Source organism: Methanosarcina sp. (genome assembly GCF_049706645.1).
GTDB lineage: Archaea > Halobacteriota > Methanosarcinia > Methanosarcinales > Methanosarcinaceae > Methanosarcina.
Genome location: NZ_JBNAKP010000024.1, coordinates 110,437 through 135,561, shown reverse-complemented (window position 1 = coordinate 135,561; position 25,125 = coordinate 110,437). Strand labels below are relative to the sequence as shown.

The following is a 25,125-nucleotide window of genomic DNA, read 5'->3' as shown; positions in this document are numbered from 1 at the left end:
AGAAATTCTCTTAAACAATGATGACCAATTAATAAAATGAATGCTGGGGAAAACAAAGCGGTATCTTGAGATTACCAGGGTCCTTTTGAAATACAATCTTATTCCTGAACTCTATCGGGATCTGCGCACCGATTATATCTCAAATCCCGAGTGCACCTGTAATTTTGATCTCGAAAACAGGCAGACGGCCGTAAAGCTCAGGCAGGCTTTCGAAGAGCTCGGGCCGACTTTCATCAAAATGGGGCAGACCATGAGCAAGAGGCCTGATCTTGTTCCCCAGCCTTATGTCATAGAAATGGCAAACCTTCAGGATAAGGTTAAGCCGGTGCCTTTTGAAGAGATGGCCGAATCCCTTGATCTCGCCTGCGTGTGCGAATATCAGACCCGTGCGGAACGAAATCGGAAAAAAACGGAAGAAGAGCTTAAGGCCTCACGGGAGAGAAAAGCAAAAGCTTTTATTGGGATCTTTGACAGCTTTGATCCGGAGCCCATTGCCTGCGGCTCGATTGCGCAGGTCTATGAAGGGGTTATGGAAGGCAAACCGGTTGCCGTAAAGATTCTTCGCCCGAACCTGATTGACATTATAAATATTGACCTTTCTATCCTGGATGATTTCAAGCCTGTTATGCGAAAGGTGCTCGGCCTGGGGAGTAATTTTGATATTGATGCGCTTTTACTGGAGATCCGGGAGATGCTTACCCGCGAGGTTGACCTTAGAACCGAAGCCGTTAACATGCGGCGTTTTGAGGACAATTTCAAGAACGTGAAAAATGTGTCTGTACCTAAAATCTATTCCGATTACTGTTCAGCCAATGTCCTTACAATGGAATTTATCCGGGGAACCCAGATCAAGGATATAATTGATATGCCTGTGCCTCAGAGCAAGAAATCGGAATATACGCGTACCATCACCAAAAGCTATCTTAAGCAGGTCTATATCGACGGTTTTTACCATGCCGACCCTCACGGGGGCAATATGCTGGTTCAGGAAAACGATACTATCGCTTTCATTGATTTCGGGGCTGTGGGCAGCATCGACGAGGAGCTCCAGAAACACATGCTGGAGTTTTATTACGCCATTAACAACAGGGACGTGGAAGGGGCAACTCAGGGTTTCCTGAAAATCGGGGGTACGGATGCCCGAGAAGTGGACATCCACAGGCTCAGGAAAGATATGGACAGCCTTATCGCAAACCAGAACTATGGGCTTGAAGGCAGGCAAAGCGACAATTACGCCAAGCTCGGCCTGAAGTACGATATCCGGCTGCCCGGGGAGTTTTCTACCCTTCAGAGGGCAATCCTGCTTATAGAAGGGGTCTGCCTGGAACTGGACCCGAGATACAATATTAAAACTATCGCAATTCCCGTGCTGATGGATGCTTACAAAAAGCTTAATGCTCCAAAAGGCGCAGCTCTTCATATCGAGTTTTCCACCGAACCCGTGGACGAAAAGGCTGAATTGAGGGCTGCGATTAGGGAAGTTGCCGATAAAATGGAAGGAATGGGGGATAAATTCCTTTCCTTAAAACAGGACGAAAACAGAAAAAATGTTTTCTCGAAAGAGTTCTATCTGGCCATCCTGCTTATTGCCTCGACCTATATCCTGTTAAACGGAGGCACTTTTTCTTGGGTCGGACTGGCCGGATTCGGGGTTTCGATCCTGATAGCCCTTCTTGCTATAATTCGGAGTGACTGAGAAGGTATTTAATCGGTAAAAGGGCCGAGTGAATGAGAATTATAAATAGAATTTAATGCAGTGCAATAAAAACAGATAAAATAATACAAACGAAATAGGCAAAATAAATCTCAAAATTAAAATATATAATAAAAATCAAAAATAGATGAAATAAATATAAAATCAAGATAGATAAAATATTTATAAGAACTATGCTCAGAGTTCATTAAAAGGGGGTGAGTTTCTGGCACAGGAAACCTTAAAAATCGAAGGTATGGCATGTGATCACTGTGTCTTAAAGGTTGGGAGAGCTATTGCTTCCGTGCAGGGCGTAACCGGGGTTGATGTAAATCTGGAAACAAAGGAAGCAGTTGTGGAATTCGAGGAGTTCAGGACCAGCCTGGAAAAGATCAAGGCTGCTGTCCGGGAAGCAGGGTATAAGCCTTTATAGTTCGGTTGACATGCAATTCTGCTTTCTCACTTGTTTATTCCCGGTTTTGTCTATCTGGCGTGACAGGCATTAAAGACTTCAACTAGCCTGGTCATTAGGTTAGCGACTGAAAATCCTGACATCGTCGACCAGTGGTCTTTAAAGCTTTTTTATTAAATCTGAGGCTGTAAAAATAGTTTCACAGCGGTTGCTATTATACTAAAACTTTTATGTTAATCGAACAAATGAATGTGTACCTGTTTATTTACTGTGTATCAAGTTTATTAAATTCGGTACACTACGGGGGAGAATAAAGTGATAAAATCGGGAACTTTAAAGCCAGCACTGTTGCTGGCATTAATAGCAGTAATAGTGATCGCACTGGTGGAGCCAATTGCTGGAGATATGATGGGTCAGGGAAATATGATGAATCAACGAAGCACGGTGATCGTTTGTCCTGACAATCAAACATGTAGCATAAAGCTATCCGGCATTGGAGACCGTCCGGCCAATGATACGATGACGAGTTACATGATGGGGCATCATTGTATAATGGGAAATCTCTCAGCTAATGAGACAATGATGCAGTGCATGATAGGAAATCAGTCGATGAATGACACCATGATGCGCTGTATGATGGGAAATGACTCCATGAACGGGACCATGATGCACTGTATGATGGGTAACGACTCATTGAACGACACCATGATGCACCACTGTATGCACCACTGCATGCACTGTATGATGGGAAATGACTCCATGAACGGGACCATGATGCACTGTATGATGGGTAACGACTCAATGAACGACACCATGATGCATTGTATGATGGGCAACGACTCTATGATGAATGGAACCTGCTGCATGATGGGAATGGATACAAATGCCAGTGCAGCCCAGGCGAGACTTGCCTGTGCCCGGTTCTGGCTTGAGCAGGCTATCGAAATGCATGAGATGCACCTCAAGGACCCGAGCACTGCAACCAACGAGTCTCAGCTGGAGATGATGGACCAGATGATGATGGCCTACGAATGCATTGCAGGAGAAAATATGACAGGGAACATGACAGAACATATGAGTATGTGATGATAGATACAACAGAAGATCATAAGTTGGAAGTGTACTAAAAATTCTGTCAAGTCTGATAGATCAGCTTAAAATTGAAACCAGACTTTAAAACTGAAAATAGGCTTGAAACTAGCGGGGGTTCGTCCCCCCATTGATTTTTTTCTATCTGATGTGTCTTTTGACTTATATATTGGATTAATGCCCTGACTGCCTTGTGTAAAAAGAACTTTTTTTTTCCTGTGTTTTATAACTGACCTTTTTAACTCTCCAAGAGTGCCGTGATAATACAACCTGACCTGCATTCACAAAAATCAGGGTTGCCAGCGCGATCTTGAATTTGTAGCAGTAGACGGATACAAAAGGCAAAGGAGTAATGAAATCAGGTTGTGCCCGTGAGTCATTAATCATGTCTGAAAAGCAAGCACATCAGAAGCTCGATGCTGAATTGGAAGCTCTGACTGAGATTGATGGTATTTTGTTTTAGTGACAGACTTCAGGTCAAATTCTCTAAATACCTCATCGCGTATCGCTAGAAAATCAGCACTTGTTCTATCTCTTTTCCTGGCTAAGGGCACATCAATGATTTTCTTTACTTTACCTGGGCCAGCTGTCATAACAACAATCTTATCTGCCAAAAACACTGCTTCTTCGATATCATGCGTGACAAATATTATTGTTTTTTTCTTCTCTTGCCAGATTCTTTCAATCTCATCCTGCATGGTCATTCGTGTCATTGCATCCAGGGCTCCGAAGGGCTCATCCATAAAAAGAATTTCCGGGTCAACCGCCAGGGCCCTTGCGATAGCAATTCTTTGCTGCATACCTCCGGAAAGCTGGTTTGGATGATGTTTTTTGTAATCTGACAACCCGACAAGTTCGAGATATTCCTCAGCTATTTCACGACGCTTCTTCTCATCAAATCCTTTTGATTCCAGCCCCAGCTCCACATTCTTGATTACTGTTCTCCACGGCAACAATCCAAAATTCTGGAATATAGCAATCCTATCAGCTGAAGGATGGCTAACACCATTTCCATTAATCTTAATAGCTCCAGTGGAAGGCCTATCAAAGCCTGCTATCATGTTCAGGAGCGTTGTTTTTCCACATCCGCTCGGACCAAGCAGGCAGATGAATTTTCCTTCTTCAATCGATAAATTAACTTTTTCCAGAGCTACGGAGTTACTTTTGTCCTTTAGCTCGTATATTTTTGATACTTCTTCAACAGAAATAAACATATTAACTCACCCTTTCTGAGGACATTCCCCATTGTTTTTGTACCCGGTTTTCCAGAAGCCTGATAGTCTTATCCAGTAAAAGCCCTGTTACTCCTATGCTAATAATACCAGCAAGTACAAGGTCTGACCGAATAGAATTTCTTGCGTCGATTATCAAGTATCCCAGTCCGGATTGGGCTCCAACCATTTCTCCGGCAACCAGAAATACCCAGGCTGATCCCAATGCCATATACAGTCCGTTTGTTATCAGTGGAAAAGCTGCTGGAAAGATGATTTTCGTCAACAAATGTGGCTGTTTGATACCGAAATTCTGAGCTACTTTCAGGTATATCGGATCTACCTTTCTAACTCCTGAAATGGTTGATAGAAGGACCGGATAAAAAGCCGCTATAAAAATGATCACGACCGCGGGCAAATCCCCAATACCAAACCAGAGCACTATAAACGGAAACCACGCAATGGGTGAAACAGGTCTTAACACCTGCACCACAGGATCGATAAAAGCCCACACTTTTCCATAATATCCAAGAATCAGGCCTAAAACAATTCCTGCAACTGATGCCGTCAAATATCCGGTCAGGAACCTTAACAGGCTAACCTGGAAATGGGTAGCGAGGGTTCCATCCCTAATTAGTTCGCCTATGCCTTCCAGAACCTTAAAGGGAGAAGGGAGGAGGGATGATTCGTACCTTCCGGTAAGAACCACCATTTCCCAGATTAGAATCAGCAAAGTGAGACTTACAATCACAGTGCCTATTCTTTTCATTTTTTCCATTGTTCTCACTCTACCGCTTCAATAAATGAATTCTCCACAAATTCCGAGTATTTAGGAGGATTCTCTAATTGTCCCATTTCCACAAGATATTGAGATAATTCATTGTAATCTTTCTCTTCCAGCTTCAGGTTATTATAGGAAATCCATTGGAGTGACAGGTCGAGTACTTCAGGTTCGACTTTCATATACTTGGCCGCAGCATCTAAGACTTCGGGGTCTTTAGACTCGGCCCTTTCACCTGCCTTGGCATATTCCTTTACAAATTCTGCTGCAACCGTAGGATTGTTTTCAATGAACTCGCTTCTAAGCACAAGACCACAGCATACGGAATCATTCCATATCTCCTGTGATTCAAATAAGACCTTCCCGTTGTCGCTTGCTACCGATATTGCTCCAAAAGGCTCGGCAACTATGTAGCCGGAAATCCTTCCTTCGGAAAGAGCAGCTGGCATTTCGGGTGGTGGAAGCTCTACAATGTTCAGATCGTTAGCTGTAAGGCCATTTTCCTTCAGCATCTTGTATAAAAGTACATTGTGAGTTGAAAGCCTATGAGGAATTGCAAAAGTTTTTCCTTTCAGATCAGCAACCTCATTAATGTCCTTAGATACTACCATCACATTACCATCTCTATGCCCCAGGGCAACAGTCTTCAGATCAATCCCCTGCTCCTTCGATTTCATAGCAAGTTCAATTAACATAGAAGCACCGTCAACCTGACCACTATTTACCGCATCACTGAGCTCAGTCCAGGAACCAAATTTCACCAGCTCCACTTTGAAGTTCTTGGAATCATTTGCTGAAAGCTCATTTTCAACAAACAACGGAAGGGCATGGGTTAACGGAAGATAACCGATTTTCACAGTTTTGACTTCATCTTTCGCAGTATTTTCTTCTTTATTATTGCCCCAACCGGCCAGACTGAACAGCAAGGACGCTATTATGACAGCCGATACCACTACAACAATTGCTTTTTTCATTCTACTTACTCCGATTAAAATTTTATTCGTCTCTATATTCAATATGGTCCTTACTGCCATCCGAGAACGTTTCTTTTCTCCTGAATATCCGATGCTATCCTATCGGCTAGCTTCGAAGGATCTAACTCCACTACCATTACTGAGCCCAGGGTCTCTCTGGTGCCTTCATAAAGGTACTTCATGACATTTTCGGAGCCGTGTACAGGAGGATGCACACAGTGGTACGAATTTATGCCCAGTAATCTGAAACCAAGGGCAGCACCCAGACCTTTTTCGTTTGACCATTCAGGACTTGCAAGTGCAAACGGCATATCTTTAATATCTTTACCTGAAGCATCAGATAAGGCTCTGAATAATGCAGACGCTCTGGCATTGTCAATACACTCTCCCATATGCCACACTGGCGGAAGGTCAGGCTCTAAAAATTTTCTTAACTCTCTTCCTGTTTTGTCAAGAGCCGATTGGTTGCAGAAACCCAGTTTCATTAAGGGGAATGAAGCACAGCCGTTGGTCAGAACCAGAATGTTGTTTTCGATTAATTTAGTGGCTACATCGGCAACTGCTTTTTCATAAACAACTCTTGTATTGCTGCATCCTACCAGATTTACTACACCGGCAATCTTGCCTTCTCTCAATGCATCTGCGATAACATTTATACTTCCAAAACGGCTTACAGCGTATTCCAGTGAAAAGCCTATTTCTGCGTTAACTTCATAATTCGGAATGAAAACCGGGATATCTCTTCTTGCTGCGAAGCTTTCAATTGCCCTTCGAATTATTTTTTTTGCCAAATTTTCCGTTTCGCTTAAGTTTGAATGAGTATGGTCATAGCCGTAATGTTCTGCCTCCGGCAGCCTTGCTGAATCACTGGTCGTAACTACCGTTGTTTTAAAGCATTTTGCCACATCCATAATTGTCGGGAAGATGTCCTGAACGTCGGCCACCCAGAGGTCAAGCGCACCGGTTCCGAGTATAAGCTCCGCTCCAATCGCATTTGATAAGGGGATTACCCCGCCATAACGATACATTGCAGAAAGTCCCGAGCAGCATATGCCATAAAACTCAATTCCTTCGGCACCATTTTCTTTTGCAAGACGTACAAATTTCTCACTTCGACCCTGCTTTATAATTTCACTTACGAGAAGGGGAGAGTGCCCGTGAATTGCAATATTCACATAGCCTTTCTTTAGAGCTCCGATATTCGCCCTGACAGTGCTTCTCTCCGGCAGGCCGAAAAGACTGTCCATGGCAATTGAAGACCCAAGGGCGCTGGTCCAGGCAAAGGCAAGACCGCATCGCAGGAACTGCTGCATAATGTTCTTCCAATCTCCATCTGTTCCTGTGGTTGTTCTGTGAAGGGCTTCAAAGACTTCGTGATAAGCACCAACCGGGAGAATGTCTAAAGCTTTCCATACCTCTATTCGCTCCGGTGTCGCAAAAGCATTTAATGTTTTATGTTTATCGGGCACTGCTCTGGATAGATCCTCAAGGAGAGCGTCGGCAACCTTCAAAGCGATTGATTCTATCGTCTTTCCTTTAGTATCGATGCCTAATTGAGCAGCGGATTTTCTTAATTTCTCTTCGCCTGCAATCGGTAGTTTCAGGCTGCCCTCGGCAGCGGCTTTTAAGGCAAGCATTATTTCTCGCCCTCTGGCGCCGTGAGCAGCTACTCCTGCAGCAACCCATCTTAACAGGTTTCTAGCGACAATAAGGTCTGCATCGGCTCCGCATACCCCTCTAGGGCTTTTCCTGGTGATCCTGCACGGTCCATTATTACAATTACGGCAGCATATTCCCGCCATACCGAAGCTGCAGTGTGGCTTCTGCTGATCAAAACGATCAAAAGGAGTTTCACAGCCGACCTTCTCCATCTGCAATAGCATCTCTCTAACCGCTGGATCAGGTGTGTTCTCTAATACATCTGCCCTTGTCGGAAAACTTTTTTTATATTCAGTTATGGCTTCCGTGTAATCAGTGAAGTCTCCCCCACCGTGATGATTGTAATGACTGTGCTCATCTTTATGAGAATTGTCGTAACGATGGTGGTGTTTCTCAGGCAACTTCATTGTTTAAATACCTCGGTTTGTAAGTTTTAATGAATTCAATAGCATGTACCTTTATTTCCAGGTAGCTTTCTACCTAATACTTAAAGGGCCTAGGAATTTTCTGGCTCGCATCTGTTTTTTGAATAGTTTTGTTATTAAGTTCACAATTGTGAACTGGTAAAACACCAAACTCACTGCTAGTATTTAAACGTTGACTTCAAGGTAAAAATTTCCTGGAAAATTCAGTACAGAACACAAAGACTGCAGAGAAAGTACAGTAAGACAAAAAATGGCAACGAACGCATAAAAGCCAAAAACGACAAAATGCGTGCAAAAGCTATAGATTAAGGACTCCGTCAAGCTACGGGAATAGCACCAGCTTCAGACCCATAAAAAATATAAAAACTGCCACAAAGTTCCTGAACTTTTCCTGGGGAATTTTTTCAACTCCTTTTTTCCCGAGCGTCGCCCCAATTAAAGATGCAGGTATAAAAATCAAAAAGCCTGATAGGAGTACAGGTTCAAGCCTGACGCCTCCTCCGATATAAGTCACTATCCTGGTGGAGTCGATCATAAAAGCTATGGCGCCAGCGGTTGCGACATAGACGGCCTTTTCCAGGTTGAAAGCGCTTAAGGCTACGGCATTTATTTCCCCGCCTATGCCGAAGATACCTGCAAAAAATCCGGTCAGGGCTCCACTGGATGTTGCAACCGATAATTTCTGGCTCAGTTTGAAGGTCCGGTTAAAGGTGATGAAGAGCACATAGGCTATAAGGAAGGCCCCTAAAGCTCTTGAGAGAATTTCCCGCGAAATTTTCAGGGATAGAGATGATCCCAGGAAACTGGCAAAGATGCCGGGAAGGCCGAAGGCAAGGAAAAGCTTCCATCTTATTCCTTCCCGAAATAAGAGTATCTTCCAGATATCATTAAACCAGTGAATTATGCCCACCAGGAGCAGGGTCTGAGGTAGAGGAAGAGTAATCAGGAGGACGGGTACCATGATTGTGGATATCCCAAATCCGGCCAGGGTCCCGATCGTGCTTGCCAGTAGTGTAAGCAGGGCTATATAGATAATTTCCTCGTAGACAACCATATTACACAACCATTTCAGACATTCATATTACACAGTCATACTTTACTTCATTATGGCATAAACGAGAACATTTTACTGATTTGTGTAATATCCGAGGGTATTCATTGCAGAACGCGGGATAAATTATAATATTTCTTTGAAAAAACTTTTTTGGAACGATATGGTATTAATTTACATGAATAATATTAATCTATGAGTAATATTAAAATCTGCGATATTAATCTATGAATAATACTAAAATCCCGGCCTTAGATATCCTGACAACTGGCGGTGTAGAGCATCCCCAGAATAAGGCTGGAGAGGCTGCCAAAAGCATGAGGGTTGACCCGTGATTAAACTCATGCACGGATGATGAATTGCAGAGGTAAGATCGTAATTTCGTACTTTGACGAGCTCAGCCTTTAAATCTGCAGACATCGTGCTCATGCATAGCAATTTCTGAGTGTTAATTTGGTTTTGGGGAAGAAATGGGCTCAGTTGCGCTAACTTGAACATTTGAGAGGTTTCTAGAAAAAAGCGTTTTTTTTGGGGGGGGTTAAATTCCTGAGAGATCAAACAGAAGAACGATACCGGACATATACACAGGTCTGGCTTTACTTTTGATTATTGGCGGCATTGCCCTGTTGTACGAGAACTGGATAGGCCATGCCCTGATAGCTATCACTAGTCTGCTGCTTGTGGTCTACGCTATAAAAACTGGGGCTATGCTCAGGGGAAGATTGAAGCGAAGCTCAGGAAATCTCTTTAGGATCCATAAGAGGAGTGGAATCTACTTTGGAGCCTTCATCCTGGGATCCTTTATCTACGGTCTGTGGATAAGGTTACAGCACGGAGAATCCATACTGGCGTCTATTCACGGAAAGCTGGGAGTGATTATCCTTCTTATCGTGATTCTTCAGGTTATCCCGAGCTTGATTTTAAAGAGTCGGGCAAAATATCGGGGACTGCACAAAATAATGGGATATGCCCTGGCTCCAATCCTGATCATTGACGCAGCCTGGGGCCTTTATAACGGTGTAATTGCCGGGACAAAGAACCTAGTTCTCCTGCATTCAATATCTGGAGGTCTGACTGCCCTTGTTCTGGTATGGATTATTCTGGAGATCCGGTACCCTATGGATAGGTCGCTCTCTAGGGCGAGAGTGGCAAGCTATCTTGCAATATTCTTCGTAACCGCGGGTTGCTGGATTGCAGGAGGCTACAATTATTTAACGTCATATGGTTCTCAGGTAAAACCCGTGATCCTGGAAGGTCCCTATCCCTGGGCGCACGAAATTATAATGGAAGCAAAAGAGCATATCTTCGTCTTTTTACCCATAATTGTTCTGGCTCTGTCAATTACTTTGTCTGTCTTCAACAAAGACGCTTTTCTGAGTGATCTTAAGCTCAGGCGAGCTCTTATAATGATCGCCTTTCTGGCACTCTTCATGGTGCTGCTTATGTTCCTGATGGGAGCGATTATTTCAGATACTGGACAGATTGGGACGGAGGCTTGAGATGAAGAAATCAGCAACTTTCATCGCATCAGCTACAATTGCCGTATTTTTAACTGGCTGCATCATTATTGCCCACGATCTATCGCCTGATTTTAAACTATTTCTGGTAACGCTCACTGGTCATCACTGGACATCAGTAAGCTTGATAGTCATACTATTATTTGCGCTATTCACAGGGCTTCTGTCTAGTTCGGAAAGTTTGAGAAAGTCCCTTAGGGTGTACGATGTAAGGCTGTGGTCAATTGCCCTGCTGGCCGTAACTATACTCATGATGCTTGGAATCCTGGCTGAGTTAACTGTTCGCTTTCTAGCAGATTGAAATTCATATACAGGATTGAATACTATAAAAAGGTTTAACTGTCACGAGTTTCTGTTCAAAAAAGTTCATAATACTTTTAACGGCTAGGGCAAGATAACCATAGCCTGCGATACAAGACAGGCTATAACTTCATACTCTTCTGACAGCTGGTAGCCTCTGTAAACCCTCTCTATGGAATGCTGTTAATACTTAAAATTTTCAAACTTTTAGTTTATTACAACTTATTGTTTATCCCTTTCAATATTCTTCCAACTCCATGCATTACCGTATCTTTTTCTACTACCCTAATCCAATTTTTGCTAAGTAGTGCTTCAAGGTCGCATTTAATAAAAGTTTTATAGTATTCAGCTTCAATAAAAGCAACAAGGTGGTAAGCTAAAAAATTAGCAATTTTGTTTTTGGGTAAATCATAATCAACAATTACTATTATTCCTTGTGGTCTGGTTACCCTGACCATCTCTTTCAGTACCTTTTCCCTTATGCTCAACGGCATATCATGCAAAGCAAACGATATACAGGATACATCAAAACTGCTGTCCTTAAATGGTAAATTTGTTGCATCAGCGACTTCAAATTTCGCGTTTCTAAATTTGTTTTTCTTTTTAGCTATATTAAGCATAGCTTCAGAGATATCAATTCCTATAACTTCATAACCTTTCTTTGCAAATGCAAATGCCTGCTGTCCCGTTCCTGTGGCAACGTCTAATATTTTGGAGCCCTTTTGTGCATTTGTAAAATTTACCACTTTACCCCTTACACCGGAAAAATGTATAACAACAGTATCATAAAAAGGAGCCAATGCTGCAAAGACCTTTCTTACAAGTAAGTAATACTCCTTTTCTTCATCAGTTAGTTTTTCTGCCATGATTTCTCTCTCATAAATTTTAATTACTGACGTGAGTGGACAATATTCTGACAGAAAGAAGGCTCAACCAAGAGCATTTTTCTTGATAATCGGAATGAAGATAGGCAGGGGAATGAGATTCCATTCCTTCAGTAGATCAGTATGCAAAAGCATATCATAAAAAGTATATAAGAAGGCAAGTTTAATAAGGCTTCTTTTAAACAAAATTTTCTTGTCCTAATTGATGAGCGGGGTCACGAGTAACAGGTTGGAGTTGATCAGATCACCCCGCCTCCAAGTGAATCCATATATTAGGTTGACATTAAGACCGAATTTGTTGCCTTTACTCTGAAAGTGTATAGTGAGACAGTTAACGCTTTAATTAATAACAGAATAAATCTAAAGTGAAAGTCTCAATTTTGCCGCTATGAATATACTTTAATAGTAGTATTTTTATAATTACTAAAAAGTATTTTTTGCCGGGGGGCAAAAGCGACCTGGAGCGAGTTATTGATAAATGTAACAAAACGAGTGTAACCCTCGTGTTTAGAAAAATGTCGAGAAACGCTTCTGCTTACAGTTATTATTAAGTGATCACATTTACGACTAAAAAGGAGAGATTCCAAATGAACGGAGCCAATTGCAATTCAAAAAACAATTTCATGGTAAAGGTAGTCGTGCTTTTCAGCCTAGCTACTATTGCATTCTATCTATTAACTGAACATAAAGCTCACCTTCTTGCGTATTCGAGCTATATATTGTTCTTCGGCTTCGTTTTGCTGCACGTTTTTATGTGTGGAAGACACGCTAAACATGGAGGACATGCAGGGCGAGAAGGGCAAGGAGGACACGGAGTCTGCTGTGGGGGGCATAATCACGCAGGGCATAAGCACGGGGAAGCAGAGAAAAAAGATCAGAACGCTCAAGGCACTGGAGGGCATGATAATGATATAGACCAGCATGGACATAGCCAGGAGAGATACGAATGAGCGATACACCAGCATATGGTCTCTGGTCGCTAGTCATCATTAACTCCCTGATATTCATTGTCTTCGCCTTCAGCTTCACACATCCAAAAACTTCCCGTGACTGGCGCTCCTTTGGAGGATTTGCAGCATTTATAGTTGCGCTGTTTACCGAAATGTATGGTTTTCCTCTGACTATTTACCTTCTCTCAGGCTGGCTGGCGAGCCGTTATCCAGGAGTTGACATATATTCTCATAATTCTGGTCATCTCTGGAGCGACCTTCTGTGCACTTCAGGCGATCCTCATCTAAGTCCGATCCATATTGTCAGCTATGTTCTGGTGCTGGGAGGGTTATATCTTCTTTCTTCAGCCGGGAGTGTGCTATATAAGGCACAGAAGAACCGAGAGTTGGCAAGGACCATATGCCTATGTCCGCCATCCTCAGTATGATGCCTTCGTACTCGTTATGCTTGGATTTCTGGTCCAATGGCCCACAATATTAACGTTGATTATGTTTCCAATCCTCTTATTGACGTACAAGAGACTGGCAAGAAAGGAGGGGCAGGAGGCACTGGAAATGTTTGGAGAAGATTATTCACAGTATATGGCAAAAGTCCCGCGTTTATACCGGAAGTCTGATGATTTGCAATATCTCAACTATCCTTTTAAAGCACAGGTGATACTTATAAGTAAATTGGCACATATTTGGTTACTGGGGTGTTATAGTGGCCTTAATTCTGTCTGCAAGGTGAGACATTAGCCATTGAGGTTGAGAACTCAGCTTAGAGTCTCAGAATGAGCGCAAAAACCTGGCTGAGACTTCCCCTCTTAGACGGAAGTACTTCAATTATCCAAACCTGCTAACTTTTATTCAATCCTACTGATTCAACAGGTTTCACCTTTAAGTGTAGTCAATACGAAGAATTACATCGAAAACCAGATGATTCATCCTATTATTCGAAGTATTAAGTTTTTAGTTAGTTTCATGAATTTATGTGTAGTTTTCGTTCAAGCCATAGCAAGCAGGAATCATTTGCTAAGATTGGATTAGAATACTTGAGGAAAAAGTAAACGTTCAGTTAATTGCTGACTTACTATAAAGAACTAATTTGGGGTAATCATGGCAGACAACAAAAATATCATAATTGGTCTGTTGGTGCTGATAGTAATATTACTTCTTGCTGTTCTAGTCTTCAGACCAATGATGTACAGTTCAACCTCTGACACAGACGGTTATCAGCCCGGGCATATGGGACCAGGAACGGGGCCGGGAATGATGAACAATTCAGACTATAATTACAGCCCTGGATCTGGAATGATGGGTGGTATGATGACGAGCAATATGATGGGCAATATGATGGCGATATACTATCCAGACTCCGAACCTATAACCCAGGATGAAGCTCTGAGAAGTATGCAAGATTTCTCCACACAATACGGCTCAAACGTAGAAGTTGAAGATTTCATGGTATTTAGCGGCAATTATTATGCTGTTTTAAAGGACACAAACAGCAGCCAGGATATAGCTGAGATAATAGTGGATCGCTATTCAGGATCAACTTATCCTGAACCAGGGCCAAACATGATGTGGAATACACTTTATGGTGCTGGAAGAACAAATACCAATGGGACTGAATATGATCTAACAGAGGCAGAAAATCTGGCTAAGGATTTCCTGGGGGGCTACTTGCCCGAAGCACAGATAATGGAGTCTAAAGAAATGCCTGGCTACTATACTTTTGACTTCGGAAGACAGGAAATCGAAGGTATGCTGAGTGTAAATGCCTATAACGGTCAGATCTGGGTGCATACCTGGCACGGGCCTTATCTGGGTGGAATGAACGTTACAAGCTGAATCCCATTCTATAGTCTATTTGACAGACTTAAGTGTAAACGTTTGCGTCCAGTAGTACATATAAAAAAATGGTGAAATAATATTGAAATAATATATTAATTGCTATTTAGGGAGTGTTAAAATAGACGGATTTATGGACCATTACGGTTACGGTATGATGGGGTATGGAGGTATGTTTTTCGGACTCCTTTTCTGGATTCTTATAATTGTGCTAGCTTATCTGCTAATCAAATGGCTTGTTGAGCAGAATAAAGGCCGGGGTAGTGAAGAAAAATCTGCACTGGATATTGCAAAAGAAAGGTATGCGAAAGGAGAAATCACTGAAGAAGAATTTGAAGAAATAAAAAAGCGATTAGTATGAGGGAGCCAGTTGATGAGCAGGAGGTAGGGATAGATTTTATTTTCAAAGAAAGTTTCCCTACCTGCTTTTATCTTTCATCATTAACCTGAGTTTTTTAGTTCAAGTGCTTATAATCCTATAAATATAATGCCCAAAGAACTATTTTAAGTTTTTAAGACACTATTCAAATTATCCTCTTTTTGGATCAATGGACTTTCCCCTGTTTCCTTCAAACCATCTGCAATATTCTTTAGGGCACTGTACCTCAGAGCACCCATGAATATACTCAAGAATATCGTTTATTTTTGCGCTGGCCAATGATATAGATGTGTCCGCACTTCCATAATAAATACGGAGTTCATCATCCACTAATACCCATCCACAAGGGATAACAGCATCACTAAAGTCTCCACTACGTTCATACATTTCACGCGGCCCGAAAACCCATCCTTCTGACCTTTTGAGCACTTTTCTGGGATCTTCAAGATCAAGAAGGGCCAAACCAACCCGATAATTTATTTTAGGTGTTGTCTGACGTATCCCATGGTACATAATTAACCATCCGTCAGGTACGCGGATTGGTTGCGGGCATGTACCTATATTGTTGGCATCCCACCACCCGCCTTCCCGGGCATACAGAAGCACTTCATGTTCTCCCCAGTATTTCATATCCGGAGAAAAGGATATCCAGATATTTGCTTTCGAACCCACCATACCAGATACTTGTCTGTGTAGTATTGCCCATCTGCCATTAAACCTTACAGGAAAAATAGAGGCATCTGTACTTTCAGGCGGCAGAATCGCTCCTACCCGCTCAAAGTTGTGGAAATCCTCGGTAAAGGTAAGAGATATTAAAGGGCCTGAATCCGAAAGAGCCGTGTATGCTACAGCCCATTTTTCCATCTCATCTATGTAAGTTATACGCGGGTCTTCAATACCGTATATTTCTTCAGGATAGTTTACAGAATCCTGAAAAAGTGTTGGTTCGCTATCAATTTCCCAGCCGTCAATTCCGTTTTTGCTCCTGGCGACCGTAAGATGAGAAAAACCCCTGTGATCTTCGACACGCACCAGTAACAGAGTTGTACCATCAACCATAGTTACTGCAGGGTTAAATACTGCATGGGCCGCCCGATACGGCCAAGCTTCAACAGTAAGTATAGGATTTTTCTCATACCTTACAAATAACTCTCCATGATCTTTCCAGGTCATATATCCCCTATCCCCTCCGAACTATAATTATTACCTAATTTTTTCTGGTTTGCTGATAGTATATTCTTTCTTTTCTGCAGATCTTCTCCATTTGCTTCAGCACTTATGTCGGGCTGGAAGCAATACTGAAAATTTGCGTATTGTTTAAAGAGCATAAATATATAAGGTGACATATTGAGGGTTTGGCCCTAGTTTTAGTTACTGCCGCCTGAATTACATATAATTCAAAATCTGCTTCTTAAACTTATTTTCTATTCCTCTAAATTCTCAATTTTGGCATTAAACGATTAGTATTCCGCATGTATTCTATGTACTCGTGTCCGAATTGTTCTATCATCATTTTCTCTTCGTCGGATACTCTGACCAGATACATGCAGATCACTGGCAGCATAATAAGATAGGGCAACTATCCAGTTGGAAGAAAGAAGCGAAATTCCTATCCCTATTACAAAGATAGCTGCATACATAGGATGCCGGATAAATCTGTAAGGGCCACTGGTTACCAGGCTATGTTCTTTCCTTATCTCAAGGAAGGGTGACCAGTTTTTGCCTAAAGTTCTGTGAGACCAGATAAAGAGAAGATCGCCCGCAAGAATTAACCATGCTCCAAGCCAGCGGAATTCAGGCGGGAAAGGAAGGCGAAAAGTGTCTATCCAGCAAGTGAATAAGTAAAAGAGTATTGGAATAAGCCCCAGGCTGACCAGGTAGTAAAGAAACTTCTCTCTTTGCTCGTGCTTCACTACTGCCCTTTCGAATTTCTTACGGCCCCTCTGGTAGTGCAACCTGACACCTGCATCTACTAAAAGCAAGCCTGCCAAAGCTATTTTGAATTGGGATTCATACACAGTACTGAATCTAGCACGAAGGTATTTAATAGGCATTAGTTTCTTGCCAGAAAAACAACTAGTTGCCAATGGCAGTAGTTTATTATATGGTAAAAATTGGAAGATTTGTATTAAATCTGGATACTCTGAAGAATTATGTGTATTTGAGCAGTGTGTGAAAAAATAGAAATACCTTGGCGTATTTTTATTTATTGGGGGTATTATTATAGTAGTAATTGATCCTGTCTGCAAGATGAAGCTGGACGAAAAGGAAGCAAGGTTTAAAAGCGAGTATAAAGGGGAAACATATCACTTTTGCGCTCTCTCGGATAAGAAGAAGTTCGATGAGAATCCGGAGAAATACATCGAGTCCGGAAGTTAAAAAATATAAAGACCTTAACTCGGGATAGATGGGTGCAAACTCAAGTCTGCTGATCTCAAATACGAGTATAAAGGTAGAGCACATTGTTTTCCAGTTCTCGATTCAAAGAACTTAAAGAGTACTCCAGGCAAAATTTGGAGCTCAGGGGAGGCATATGAAGATAGTAGTAGCAGATCCAATATTCCTGACGGAAGAGTATGTGAAGCGACTCCAAAAATTGGGTGAACTCGAAGTTTACAAAAATGTACCTTTCTCTCATGACGAATTCATTGAGAGAATAAAGGATGCTGAAGTTGTAATAGTAGGAAGATACGGAGTTGACGCCAAGGCTATAAGCTCTGCGCCCAAGCTAAAAATGATCTCTCTATGGCAAACAGGCTTTGACAATGTGGATCTGGAGGCGGCCACTGATAACGGAGTCATTGTTTCAAACGTTCCCAGTTATGCCTTTGACTCGGTGGCGGAGTTTGTCTTTGCCTTATCCCTGAACCTTCTCAGAAGAGTCCACCTGGCAGATATGAACCTGCGAGACGGATTATTCGATTGGAGGTACTATGTGGGCAACCAGCTCATGAGCAAGACTATAGGCGTGCTGGGAACGGGTGAAATAGGTAAAAGGGTGATACAGATCGCACACGGGTTCAATATGAATGTGCTCTCTGTAACGGCTCACCCCAGTCCTGAGAAAGCAAAAGCACTGGGAGTAAAATTTGTAGATCTGGACACTCTACTCTCGGAAAGCGATATAGTTACATTGCATGTGCCTCTTACAACCGAAACAGAGCATATGATAGGTGCCCGGGAACTGGCAAAGATGAAACCCACTGCTGTGCTTATCAACACTGCCAGGGGAAAAGTGGTTGATGAAGCTGCACTTATAGAAGCTCTTAAAGAGAAAAAGATTGCTGGGGCAGGATTGGATGTCTTCGAAAAAGAACCTCTACCAATGAACAGTCCGCTTCTAGTGATGAATAATGTAGTGTTGACTCCGCATATCGCCTTTTTATCTGAAGAATCTTTAGATGAGTGTACTTATGTAAGTATTGAAAATGTAGAGATGTTTACGAAAAGCAAGCCTCAGAACGTGGTGAATCCCTCGGTACTAAAAGCTTGAGGGATCAGAAGGTGCTAAACAATTAAAGCTACAGATCCTGCTGCCCTTTTTCTTCTGTTGCTTGTGCGGCTGTCACGGGCATAAGGTTGAGGCTAATTGACTATGGAGTGAGAGAGGGTCCCCAACCTGAGAACCTGCACCCATTGACAGGCTTCAGTATAGTTGTGGTCGTATTTGTGCATGGTCTATAGAAACTGGTTGTGGGCAATGGCCTAGCTCTCGGACTTTTATTCCTTTATATCATTATCTAATTTAATGAAGAAATCAGTTTCATTAATCTAAATTTACGCAAAGAATTTGTGGCAAACCGGACATATACTTATTCAATGCTACAGTATTCCAGAAAATTATTCTGTTAAATCATTAGTAAAATTAGACGGAGATTGAAAACATGACTGAAGAAACCATAAAAGTTGAAGGCATGTCATGTATGCACTGCCAGTTAAGGGTTAAAAAAGCAGTTGAAGCTGTTGAAGGTGTACAGAGAGCGGACGTAAACCTTCAGACTAAAGAGGTAACTGTTGATTATGAAGAAGGGAAAGTAAATCTTGAAAAGGTCAAGGCTGCAATTCGCGAAACCGGATATGAACCCCTGTAATATGTTAACTGCATATAGCGTTTTCAAAGAATCAATTATATACTAAAAAACACAAATTTTTACTATATGGGTGAATCGCCTGTTTGAAAAATATTTGTGCTACGGGGGTGAATACATAGGGGAGACAACATTCATAGTAGACGACCTGGTATGCAGGTACTGCAAGGATATGGTCGCAAAACTCGTTAACTCTATCAACGGAGTTTCCAGAGTAAATATCAATATTCCTGAAAGAACCGTAAATGTAGCCTATGACAGCCGGATAACTGATGCATATGTCATACATATGACCTTGCTTAAAGCTGGCTATAAAACTGTAGAAGAGCCCGGAAAGATTTATTAAATGCCGGGTAATCCTGAAAAACCTGGGTAGGCGGCAGATCCGATGGAAGTAACTATTGGAGTCTATGGCATGACCTGTGGTCATTGCCAGAAGAGGGTAGCGGATGCTATTTCTTCTCTTGAGGGGGTAGAATCCGTTGATGTAGACCTCGAATCCGAACGTGCAACAATTAGCTTTGACTCTGAAAAGGTAAGCCTGGATGACATAAAGGCCGCTGTGCGGAAGGCGGGATACTCAACAGAACGCGAAAAAGAAGCTCAGGAAGAGATCCGGGAAGAAATTTCCGGCACAACAGAAATATCAGGGGCAGCTTCAGAAGCTACTGAGCCAGCTTTAAATGAATCAAAGGAGCCCAAAGAGGCTTCTCAAACCTGTCCCCTGACTGAAACCTGCGAACTGTCAGAGGAAGAAGAACCATGGATCTCAGGCCCGAAAACCGGCTTAAAAGAAATCATGCTTGGAGTTTCCGGCATGACCTGTTCGGCCTGCGCCGCAAATATTGAAAGAGTATTGAAGAAAAAAGCAGGTGTGGACTCAGTAGTTGTCAACCTGGAGCTTGGAAGGGCAAAGGTTGATTTCGATCCCTCGCTTATTTCTCCAAAGGAGATTGAGGAAGGTATCGAATCTATCGGATATAAGGTAGAAAAAGATACGGTAACTCTCAGTCTCGAAGGCATGAGCTGTGCCTCCTGTGCTGCAAATATCGAGAAAGTTCTTAATAAGACCGGCGGCGTGATTTCAGCCTCAGTAAATTTCCCGCTTGAAAAAGCCGTGGTAGAATTTGATTCAGCCCGGATTTCCGTAAGGGAGATTATTGCTGCAGTCAGGGGAATTGGCTATGGGGCGTCAGTCAGGGCGGAAACTGTAGATTATGAAGACAGAGAGCAGATATCCAGGGAAGCTGAGATCCGGAGGCAGAGAAATAACCTGATCACTGCTGCTGTGCTTGGAATTCCGGTTGCCATTGGAAACATGGGTATGATGTTTCCTTTCCTTTCGGAGTTTATCCCTTCCTTTTTCTTCGACCCGATAGTGCTTTTTATATTGTCTACCCTTATTCTTATCTTCCCGGGCAGGCAGTTTTTTGTCGGGACCTTTAAAGGTTTCAGGCATGGAGTAACCGACATGGATCTGCTGATTGCCGGGGGAACAGGGTCTGCCTATCTTATCAGCGTAGCAGCGACATTTTTTGATCTGGGTCCCGGATATGACACCCTTTACTACGATACGGTAGCTCTCCTTATACTCTTCATCGTGCTTGGCAGGTATCTCGAAGTCAGGGCAAGGGGCAGGACTTCGGAAGCCATCCGTAAACTGATGGGGCTCAGGGCAAAGACCTCCAGAATCCTTGTTGATGGCCTGGAAAAAGAGGTTCCTGTAGAAGAAGTGGCAGTTGGCGATATTGTCGTTGTCAGGCCAGGAGAGAAAATTCCGGTTGACGGAGTAGTCCTGGAAGGCAGTTCGGCTGTGGACGAGTCAATGCTTACCGGCGAGAGCATTCCGGTAGAGAAAGGTCCAGACAGTACGGTTATCGGGGCTACGCTAAATAAAACAGGAACTTTTAACTTTCGGGCTACAAAGGTAGGAGCCGATACGGCTCTGGCCCAGATAGTCAGGCTTGTTGAAACCGCCCAGACCACCAAAGCCCCAATCCAGAGGGTTGCGGATGTGTTTGCCGGAAACTTCATAGTAGCCGTGCATATTCTTACCCTTCTTGCCTTTTTTTTCTGGTTCTTCATAGGCTACTGGCGCTACGGGGTAGGGGAGTCCGCAGCTATGGGAGGAATCAGCCCCTTCCTTTTTTCTCTGCTTATAGGCATTACTATCCTTGTAATCTCATGTCCGTGTGCGGTTGGGCTTGCAACCCCTGCAGCCATCATGGTCGGTACAGGTAGAGGTGCGGAAAACGGGGTTCTCATCAAAGGCGGGGAGGCCCTGGAAAGGGCTCATAAGCTTGATACCATAGTTTTTGACAAAACCGGAACCCTTACGGAAGGTACTCCGAAACTTACGGACCTGCTTGCAGTTCCGGGAAATGAAGAGAACCAGGTGCTTTTTATAGCTGCAACGGCTGAAAAAGGATCGGAGCATCCTCTCGGGGAAGCTATCGTAAAGGGAGCTGAGGAAAGGGGAATTGGCCTGGGAAAGGCAGGAAATTTCCGATCCATTCCGGGAAAAGGTGTGGAAGCCTATCTCGAAGAAAAGCGAATCCTGCTCGGCACGCGCAAACTTATGGAAGAAAACGGGATCTCCTTTGAGGAACTTAAACCTCAAATGCGTGCATTTGAGGAAAACGGGAAAACTGCGATGCTTGTGGCGTTCGAGAGCGAAATCATAGGCCTTGTTGCAGTTGCCGATACTCTGAAGGAAAATTCCAGGGAAGCAGTTGAGACCCTGACAAAAATGGGAATCGAAGTGGCTATGATTACGGGGGACAATGCTATTACAGCCGGCGCAATAGCAAGAGAAGTGGGTATCTCCAGAGTGCTTGCCGAAGTGCTTCCTGAAGATAAGGCAAATGAAGTTAAAAAACTTCAGGACGAAGGCAAGCTTGTCGGGATGGTAGGTGACGGCATTAATGACGCTCCTGCGTTGATCCAGTCCGATGTGGGAATTGCAATGGGGGCAGGCACAGACGTGGCAATGGAATCGGCAAAAATTGTGCTTATAAGAAATGATCCGAGAGATGTGGTCGTGGCTCTTAAACTGAGCCGGCTTACCATAAATAAGATCAAGCAGAATTTGGTCTGGGCTTTCGGGTATAACACAATAGGTATCCCGATTGCAGCTGGAATTCTATATCCTATCTTTCACAGGATCCTTATCACGCCTGAACTTGCTGCTGCTTTTATGGCACTCAGTTCGGTGTCGGTAACTACCAATTCCCTGCTAATGAAAAGAAGCAAGCTTAAATGAATAGGCGGATAGTCTTAAATTTTAATAAAGAAAAGTTAAACAGGATAGTTAAACAGACCGTTAAACAGGATAGTTAAACAGGATAGTTAAACAGATCGTTAAACAGGAAAGTTAAGCTTAGAGTCAAAAAGGAGAGTTGTATGGTAAAATTCGGATCCGAGGACAACAGACCCAGAATAGTGTTTCTGTTAAGTCTTGCCACCTCGATAATGCTTGTTGTCCTTTTCCTTTCCGGGGCTCTTTTAACCAATATCTCAAGGGGAGAAATGGCCTATACCCAGGTAGATATGGCTGCGGGCTCGATTTTTGTTTTTGTGATTTCCATGATAATCTCGCTGTCGCTCTGGCCCAAAATTGCGGACTGGCTTGAAAACAAGGAAAAAAGCAATAAAATTCCAGAGTGAATCCTTCTGGCAGAGCGGTTCCGGAACGGTTCCACAGGATTTTCGTAAACCTGACTTTTAAATCCGTCGATAAATGAGTCTTTACCAGACAGGGAACTTATTCCTGGACTGATAGGTTCCGGAACCTATTTCTGGACTGATAGCTTCCAGCAAAATAATAAATAGGGAGTTTAATCCGGAAAGGGTGCCAGTAAGAAAGATAATACAGAAAATGACCTTTTCAGAAAATGACTTCGCAATAAGTCATACCGGCCCTGCGGTAGAGAAACTCGCCTGTCAGAATTAACCGATACAGGATAAGCACTTATCAAGCATTATTTAAACGTAGTAAATTTGTCTTTTAATGCGCCACATACGGGGCACCTGTCAGGTGCTTCTCCTTCAAGGGTATATCCGCATACTTCGCAAACCTGAATAGGGCCGAGTTCGACATCCTTTTCTGAATTAACCCACTCCAGTGCCCTTTCAAAAAACTGTTTATGTAGTTTTTCACTGGCATATGACCATTCAAAACTTCTCTGTGCGCCTTTTTCTCCCTGGAATTTTGCTACTTCTATGTATACAGGATACATTTCCTCAATTTCAAAGGTCTCACCGGCAATGGCCAGTTTGAGGTTTTTTATGGAATCCCCGGGGCCAAAAGCTGCCATGCTATTTGCGACAAATCCCCCCTCGAGATGCCTTAACTCCCGATAATGGTCTCCTGCATGTATATATTCGGCATGGGCAATTGCACGAAACAGGCGGGCTACATTACTGTATTTTTCTTTTTCGGCCTGGTTTCCAAAATGTAAATATCTCATATGTGCCTGGCTTTCTCCTCCGAATGCATTGATAAGATGCTGTTCTGTCATTTTTTTCATTTGAAAACCTCTTTTTTAACAGGATTTAACTGATTTAACTATTTATATACTCCGGACTTACGCAGTTGGGGAACAGAATCAAAAGCAAGAAAGTCTATAACCAATATTGTGGTTTAAGCTGCAAATGTCCCTCTTTAAACAGCTTGAGGTTTAATTATCTAAACAGCTTGAGGTTTAATAATCTCAGGTTTAATTCCGGATTTCCCGGTTCAACTGCTTGATTCCCGGTTAACTTACTCGATTTTTACATCCACTGCTTTTTCAAAAGGCTGCTCATAAGGTACTGTAACTTTAAGTACACCGTTTGAGTACCTGGCTACCGCCTTTTCAGGGACTACCGGGCAGCAGATTGCGTAGCTGTCCGCATATTCGACCCCTTCCTTGGCAGCTCTTACATAAAAGCCGTCTTCGGTGATCTTAAAAGAAATGTCTTTCTTTTCCACTCCCGGAAGGACTACTTCAATTTCAAGGTTTTCGTACTTGTCGTCAGGATATGCACATATAGATGGTGAAACTTTTAAAGTGTCTGCCATTAAATTACCCCCAAATAACATCACCGATTAATATATTTATATATTTTCTTTCGGTTAATTAATCTGTTAACGTTAAAATGACTGCAAAGTGATTCATTATCTCGATTTTAATTTACAGGCCGACCTGATCTGGAAGCTGGCTTAAATTCACAGGCTTATGGAAAGAATAAAGGAAAACAGAAATAGAACTCCATAGGAAAGAAGTAAAATCCCATAAAAGCAGAGCGTATCAAATAGAATATGATCACATAGAAAAACAGAAAAGATATCAGATGTAAACATATTATATATTTACTCTTTCTATATTTACTCTTTCTATATTTACTCTTCCCGGTAGGGGAACTTTAATACACCTTTGGGGATCATATCAATTAATTATTTTCACGTGAGATCATTTTAAGATTATTTTAATATAAGCTTTTTCCATATTGATAATCAAAAGCGAGTGTTTGTACATGAGAGAATCCGTCAGAAAACTCGGGCTTATAGGAGCCGGCCTCTGGGCAGTAACCGAAGATAAGATAAACGACCTTGTAAAGGAGCTTGTCGATAAAGGAGACATCAGTAAGGAAGAAGGTAAAAAAGTTATCCAAGATATGCTGGATGAAAGAAAAAAGCAGAAGCTTGATCTTGAAAAGAAAATCTCTGAGAAGATTCAGGAATCGGTCTCAAAAGCTGACGTCTTTGCTAAAAAAGATATGCACGAACTTGAATCCAGGATAGAGAAACTGGAAGATGAAATTCAGAGAATTAAAAACAAAGAAAAGATGTTTTTTAAGTGAAAACGATTTTTCAGGGGTTTTCACCTCCTTCCTTT

General features: G+C 42.5%; 25 protein-coding genes and 1 pseudogene. 16 read left to right on the top strand and 10 right to left on the bottom strand.

Annotated features, from left to right (window positions below):
- Nucleotides 1–40 precede the first annotated feature (40 nt).
- From ACPK8D_RS10100 to ACPK8D_RS10090, 3 genes are all read left to right on the top strand, one after another.
- Nucleotides 41–1,696 (top strand): ABC1 kinase family protein, encoded by a 1,656-nt coding sequence (locus ACPK8D_RS10100; RefSeq protein ID WP_424717721.1) that lies wholly within the window; start codon nucleotides 41–43, stop codon nucleotides 1,694–1,696.
- Between the two features lie 178 nt (nucleotides 1,697–1,874).
- On the top strand, nucleotides 1,875–2,126 hold the full coding sequence (locus ACPK8D_RS10095) for a heavy-metal-associated domain-containing protein (protein WP_424717768.1): 252 nt from the start codon (nucleotides 1,875–1,877) through the stop codon (nucleotides 2,124–2,126).
- 294 nt (nucleotides 2,127–2,420) lie between these two features.
- Entirely contained in the window at nucleotides 2,421–3,191 is a 771-nt protein-coding gene (locus ACPK8D_RS10090; protein WP_424717720.1) for a hypothetical protein, read from the top strand.
- Between the two features lie 386 nt (nucleotides 3,192–3,577).
- Here the strand turns inward: ACPK8D_RS10090 and ACPK8D_RS10085 are convergent, their stop codons facing one another.
- The 5 genes from ACPK8D_RS10085 to ACPK8D_RS10065 all read right to left on the bottom strand — a co-directional run bounded on the left by ACPK8D_RS10085 (nucleotide 3,578) and on the right by ACPK8D_RS10065 (nucleotide 9,298).
- The gene (locus tag ACPK8D_RS10085; protein ID WP_424717719.1) at nucleotides 3,578–4,408 is read right to left on the bottom strand and encodes an ABC transporter ATP-binding protein; all 831 of its coding nucleotides are present in this window, start codon (nucleotides 4,406–4,408) and stop codon (nucleotides 3,578–3,580) included.
- Between the two features lies 1 nt (nucleotide 4,409).
- A complete protein-coding gene (locus ACPK8D_RS10080) occupies nucleotides 4,410–5,183 on the bottom strand; it encodes an ABC transporter permease (RefSeq protein WP_424717718.1) in 774 nt (257 codons plus the stop codon).
- A 5-nt stretch (nucleotides 5,184–5,188) separates the two neighbouring features.
- On the bottom strand, nucleotides 5,189–6,160 hold the full coding sequence (locus tag ACPK8D_RS10075; RefSeq protein WP_424717717.1) for an ABC transporter substrate-binding protein: 972 nt from the start codon (nucleotides 6,158–6,160) through the stop codon (nucleotides 5,189–5,191).
- Between the two features lie 50 nt (nucleotides 6,161–6,210).
- Nucleotides 6,211–8,226, bottom strand: coding sequence for an anaerobic carbon-monoxide dehydrogenase catalytic subunit (gene cooS / locus ACPK8D_RS10070; protein ID WP_424717716.1), 2,016 nt, complete (start codon nucleotides 8,224–8,226; stop codon nucleotides 6,211–6,213).
- A gap of 340 nt (nucleotides 8,227–8,566) precedes the next feature.
- The gene (locus tag ACPK8D_RS10065; RefSeq protein ID WP_424717715.1) at nucleotides 8,567–9,298 is read right to left on the bottom strand and encodes a sulfite exporter TauE/SafE family protein; all 732 of its coding nucleotides are present in this window, start codon (nucleotides 9,296–9,298) and stop codon (nucleotides 8,567–8,569) included.
- Between the two features lie 599 nt (nucleotides 9,299–9,897).
- On the opposite strand from ACPK8D_RS10065, the gene ACPK8D_RS10060 reads away from it, so the two are divergent.
- Nucleotides 9,898–10,794 (top strand): hypothetical protein, encoded by an 897-nt coding sequence (locus ACPK8D_RS10060; RefSeq protein WP_424717714.1) that lies wholly within the window; start codon nucleotides 9,898–9,900, stop codon nucleotides 10,792–10,794.
- A gap of 1 nt (nucleotide 10,795) precedes the next feature.
- Nucleotides 10,796–11,113 (top strand): hypothetical protein, encoded by a 318-nt coding sequence (locus ACPK8D_RS10055; RefSeq protein WP_424717713.1) that lies wholly within the window; start codon nucleotides 10,796–10,798, stop codon nucleotides 11,111–11,113.
- A 214-nt stretch (nucleotides 11,114–11,327) separates the two neighbouring features.
- Here ACPK8D_RS10055 and ACPK8D_RS10050 read toward each other — a convergent pair whose 3' ends face one another.
- On the bottom strand, nucleotides 11,328–11,978 hold the full coding sequence (locus tag ACPK8D_RS10050) for a class I SAM-dependent methyltransferase (RefSeq protein WP_424717712.1): 651 nt from the start codon (nucleotides 11,976–11,978) through the stop codon (nucleotides 11,328–11,330).
- A gap of 605 nt (nucleotides 11,979–12,583) precedes the next feature.
- On the opposite strand from ACPK8D_RS10050, the gene ACPK8D_RS10045 reads away from it, so the two are divergent.
- From ACPK8D_RS10045 to ACPK8D_RS10030, 4 genes and pseudogenes are all read left to right on the top strand, one after another.
- On the top strand, nucleotides 12,584–12,946 hold the full coding sequence (locus tag ACPK8D_RS10045) for a DUF2933 domain-containing protein (RefSeq protein WP_424717711.1): 363 nt from the start codon (nucleotides 12,584–12,586) through the stop codon (nucleotides 12,944–12,946).
- Nucleotides 12,943–13,558: pseudogene (locus tag ACPK8D_RS10040) on the top strand (methyltransferase family protein); the annotation flags it as partial. The gene ACPK8D_RS10045 and the pseudogene ACPK8D_RS10040, both read left to right, overlap by 4 nt.
- Before the next feature lie 486 nt (nucleotides 13,559–14,044).
- Nucleotides 14,045–14,779, top strand: a complete 735-nt coding sequence (locus tag ACPK8D_RS10035; RefSeq protein ID WP_424717710.1) for a peptidase M4 — start codon at nucleotides 14,045–14,047, stop codon at nucleotides 14,777–14,779.
- A gap of 133 nt (nucleotides 14,780–14,912) precedes the next feature.
- Nucleotides 14,913–15,140, top strand: coding sequence for an SHOCT domain-containing protein (locus ACPK8D_RS10030; RefSeq protein WP_424717709.1), 228 nt, complete (start codon nucleotides 14,913–14,915; stop codon nucleotides 15,138–15,140).
- 168 nt (nucleotides 15,141–15,308) lie between these two features.
- On the opposite strand, the gene ACPK8D_RS10025 is transcribed toward ACPK8D_RS10030, so the two are convergent.
- Entirely contained in the window at nucleotides 15,309–16,331 is a 1,023-nt protein-coding gene (locus tag ACPK8D_RS10025) for a glycosidase (RefSeq protein WP_424717708.1), read from the bottom strand.
- Nucleotides 16,332–16,618: 287 nt separating this feature from the next.
- Nucleotides 16,619–17,176: an isoprenylcysteine carboxylmethyltransferase family protein gene (locus ACPK8D_RS10020; RefSeq protein WP_424717707.1), complete on the bottom strand. Its 558-nt coding sequence runs from the start codon at nucleotides 17,174–17,176 to the stop codon at nucleotides 16,619–16,621.
- A gap of 190 nt (nucleotides 17,177–17,366) precedes the next feature.
- On the opposite strand from ACPK8D_RS10020, the gene ACPK8D_RS10015 reads away from it, so the two are divergent.
- The 6 genes from ACPK8D_RS10015 (at nucleotide 17,367) to ACPK8D_RS09990 (ending at nucleotide 22,912) form a co-directional block, all read left to right on the top strand.
- A complete protein-coding gene (locus tag ACPK8D_RS10015; RefSeq protein WP_424717767.1) occupies nucleotides 17,367–17,537 on the top strand; it encodes a YHS domain-containing protein in 171 nt (56 codons plus the stop codon).
- A gap of 154 nt (nucleotides 17,538–17,691) precedes the next feature.
- Nucleotides 17,692–18,651, top strand: coding sequence for a 2-hydroxyacid dehydrogenase (locus ACPK8D_RS10010; RefSeq protein ID WP_424717706.1), 960 nt, complete (start codon nucleotides 17,692–17,694; stop codon nucleotides 18,649–18,651).
- Between the two features lie 391 nt (nucleotides 18,652–19,042).
- Nucleotides 19,043–19,249, top strand: a complete 207-nt coding sequence (locus tag ACPK8D_RS10005) for a heavy-metal-associated domain-containing protein (protein ID WP_424717705.1) — start codon at nucleotides 19,043–19,045, stop codon at nucleotides 19,247–19,249.
- A 70-nt stretch (nucleotides 19,250–19,319) separates the two neighbouring features.
- A complete protein-coding gene (locus ACPK8D_RS10000) occupies nucleotides 19,320–19,592 on the top strand; it encodes a heavy-metal-associated domain-containing protein (RefSeq protein WP_424717704.1) in 273 nt (90 codons plus the stop codon).
- Between the two features lie 42 nt (nucleotides 19,593–19,634).
- Nucleotides 19,635–22,508, top strand: a complete 2,874-nt coding sequence (locus ACPK8D_RS09995) for a heavy metal translocating P-type ATPase (protein ID WP_424717703.1) — start codon at nucleotides 19,635–19,637, stop codon at nucleotides 22,506–22,508.
- Between the two features lie 140 nt (nucleotides 22,509–22,648).
- Nucleotides 22,649–22,912, top strand: a complete 264-nt coding sequence (locus ACPK8D_RS09990) for a hypothetical protein (protein ID WP_424717702.1) — start codon at nucleotides 22,649–22,651, stop codon at nucleotides 22,910–22,912.
- Between the two features lie 314 nt (nucleotides 22,913–23,226).
- Here ACPK8D_RS09990 and ACPK8D_RS09985 read toward each other — a convergent pair whose 3' ends face one another.
- Together ACPK8D_RS09985 and ACPK8D_RS09980 are read right to left on the bottom strand one after the other, a co-directional pair.
- On the bottom strand, nucleotides 23,227–23,775 hold the full coding sequence (locus ACPK8D_RS09985; RefSeq protein ID WP_424717701.1) for a rubrerythrin family protein: 549 nt from the start codon (nucleotides 23,773–23,775) through the stop codon (nucleotides 23,227–23,229).
- A 233-nt stretch (nucleotides 23,776–24,008) separates the two neighbouring features.
- Complete coding sequence (locus tag ACPK8D_RS09980) at nucleotides 24,009–24,308, bottom strand: Hsp20/alpha crystallin family protein (RefSeq protein WP_424717700.1); 300 nt, start codon at nucleotides 24,306–24,308, stop codon at nucleotides 24,009–24,011.
- Between the two features lie 455 nt (nucleotides 24,309–24,763).
- Between ACPK8D_RS09980 and ACPK8D_RS09975 the strand changes: the two genes are divergently transcribed.
- Complete coding sequence (locus ACPK8D_RS09975; RefSeq protein WP_424717699.1) at nucleotides 24,764–25,090, top strand: phasin family protein; 327 nt, start codon at nucleotides 24,764–24,766, stop codon at nucleotides 25,088–25,090.
- The last annotated feature ends 35 nt before the right edge of the window (nucleotides 25,091–25,125 follow it).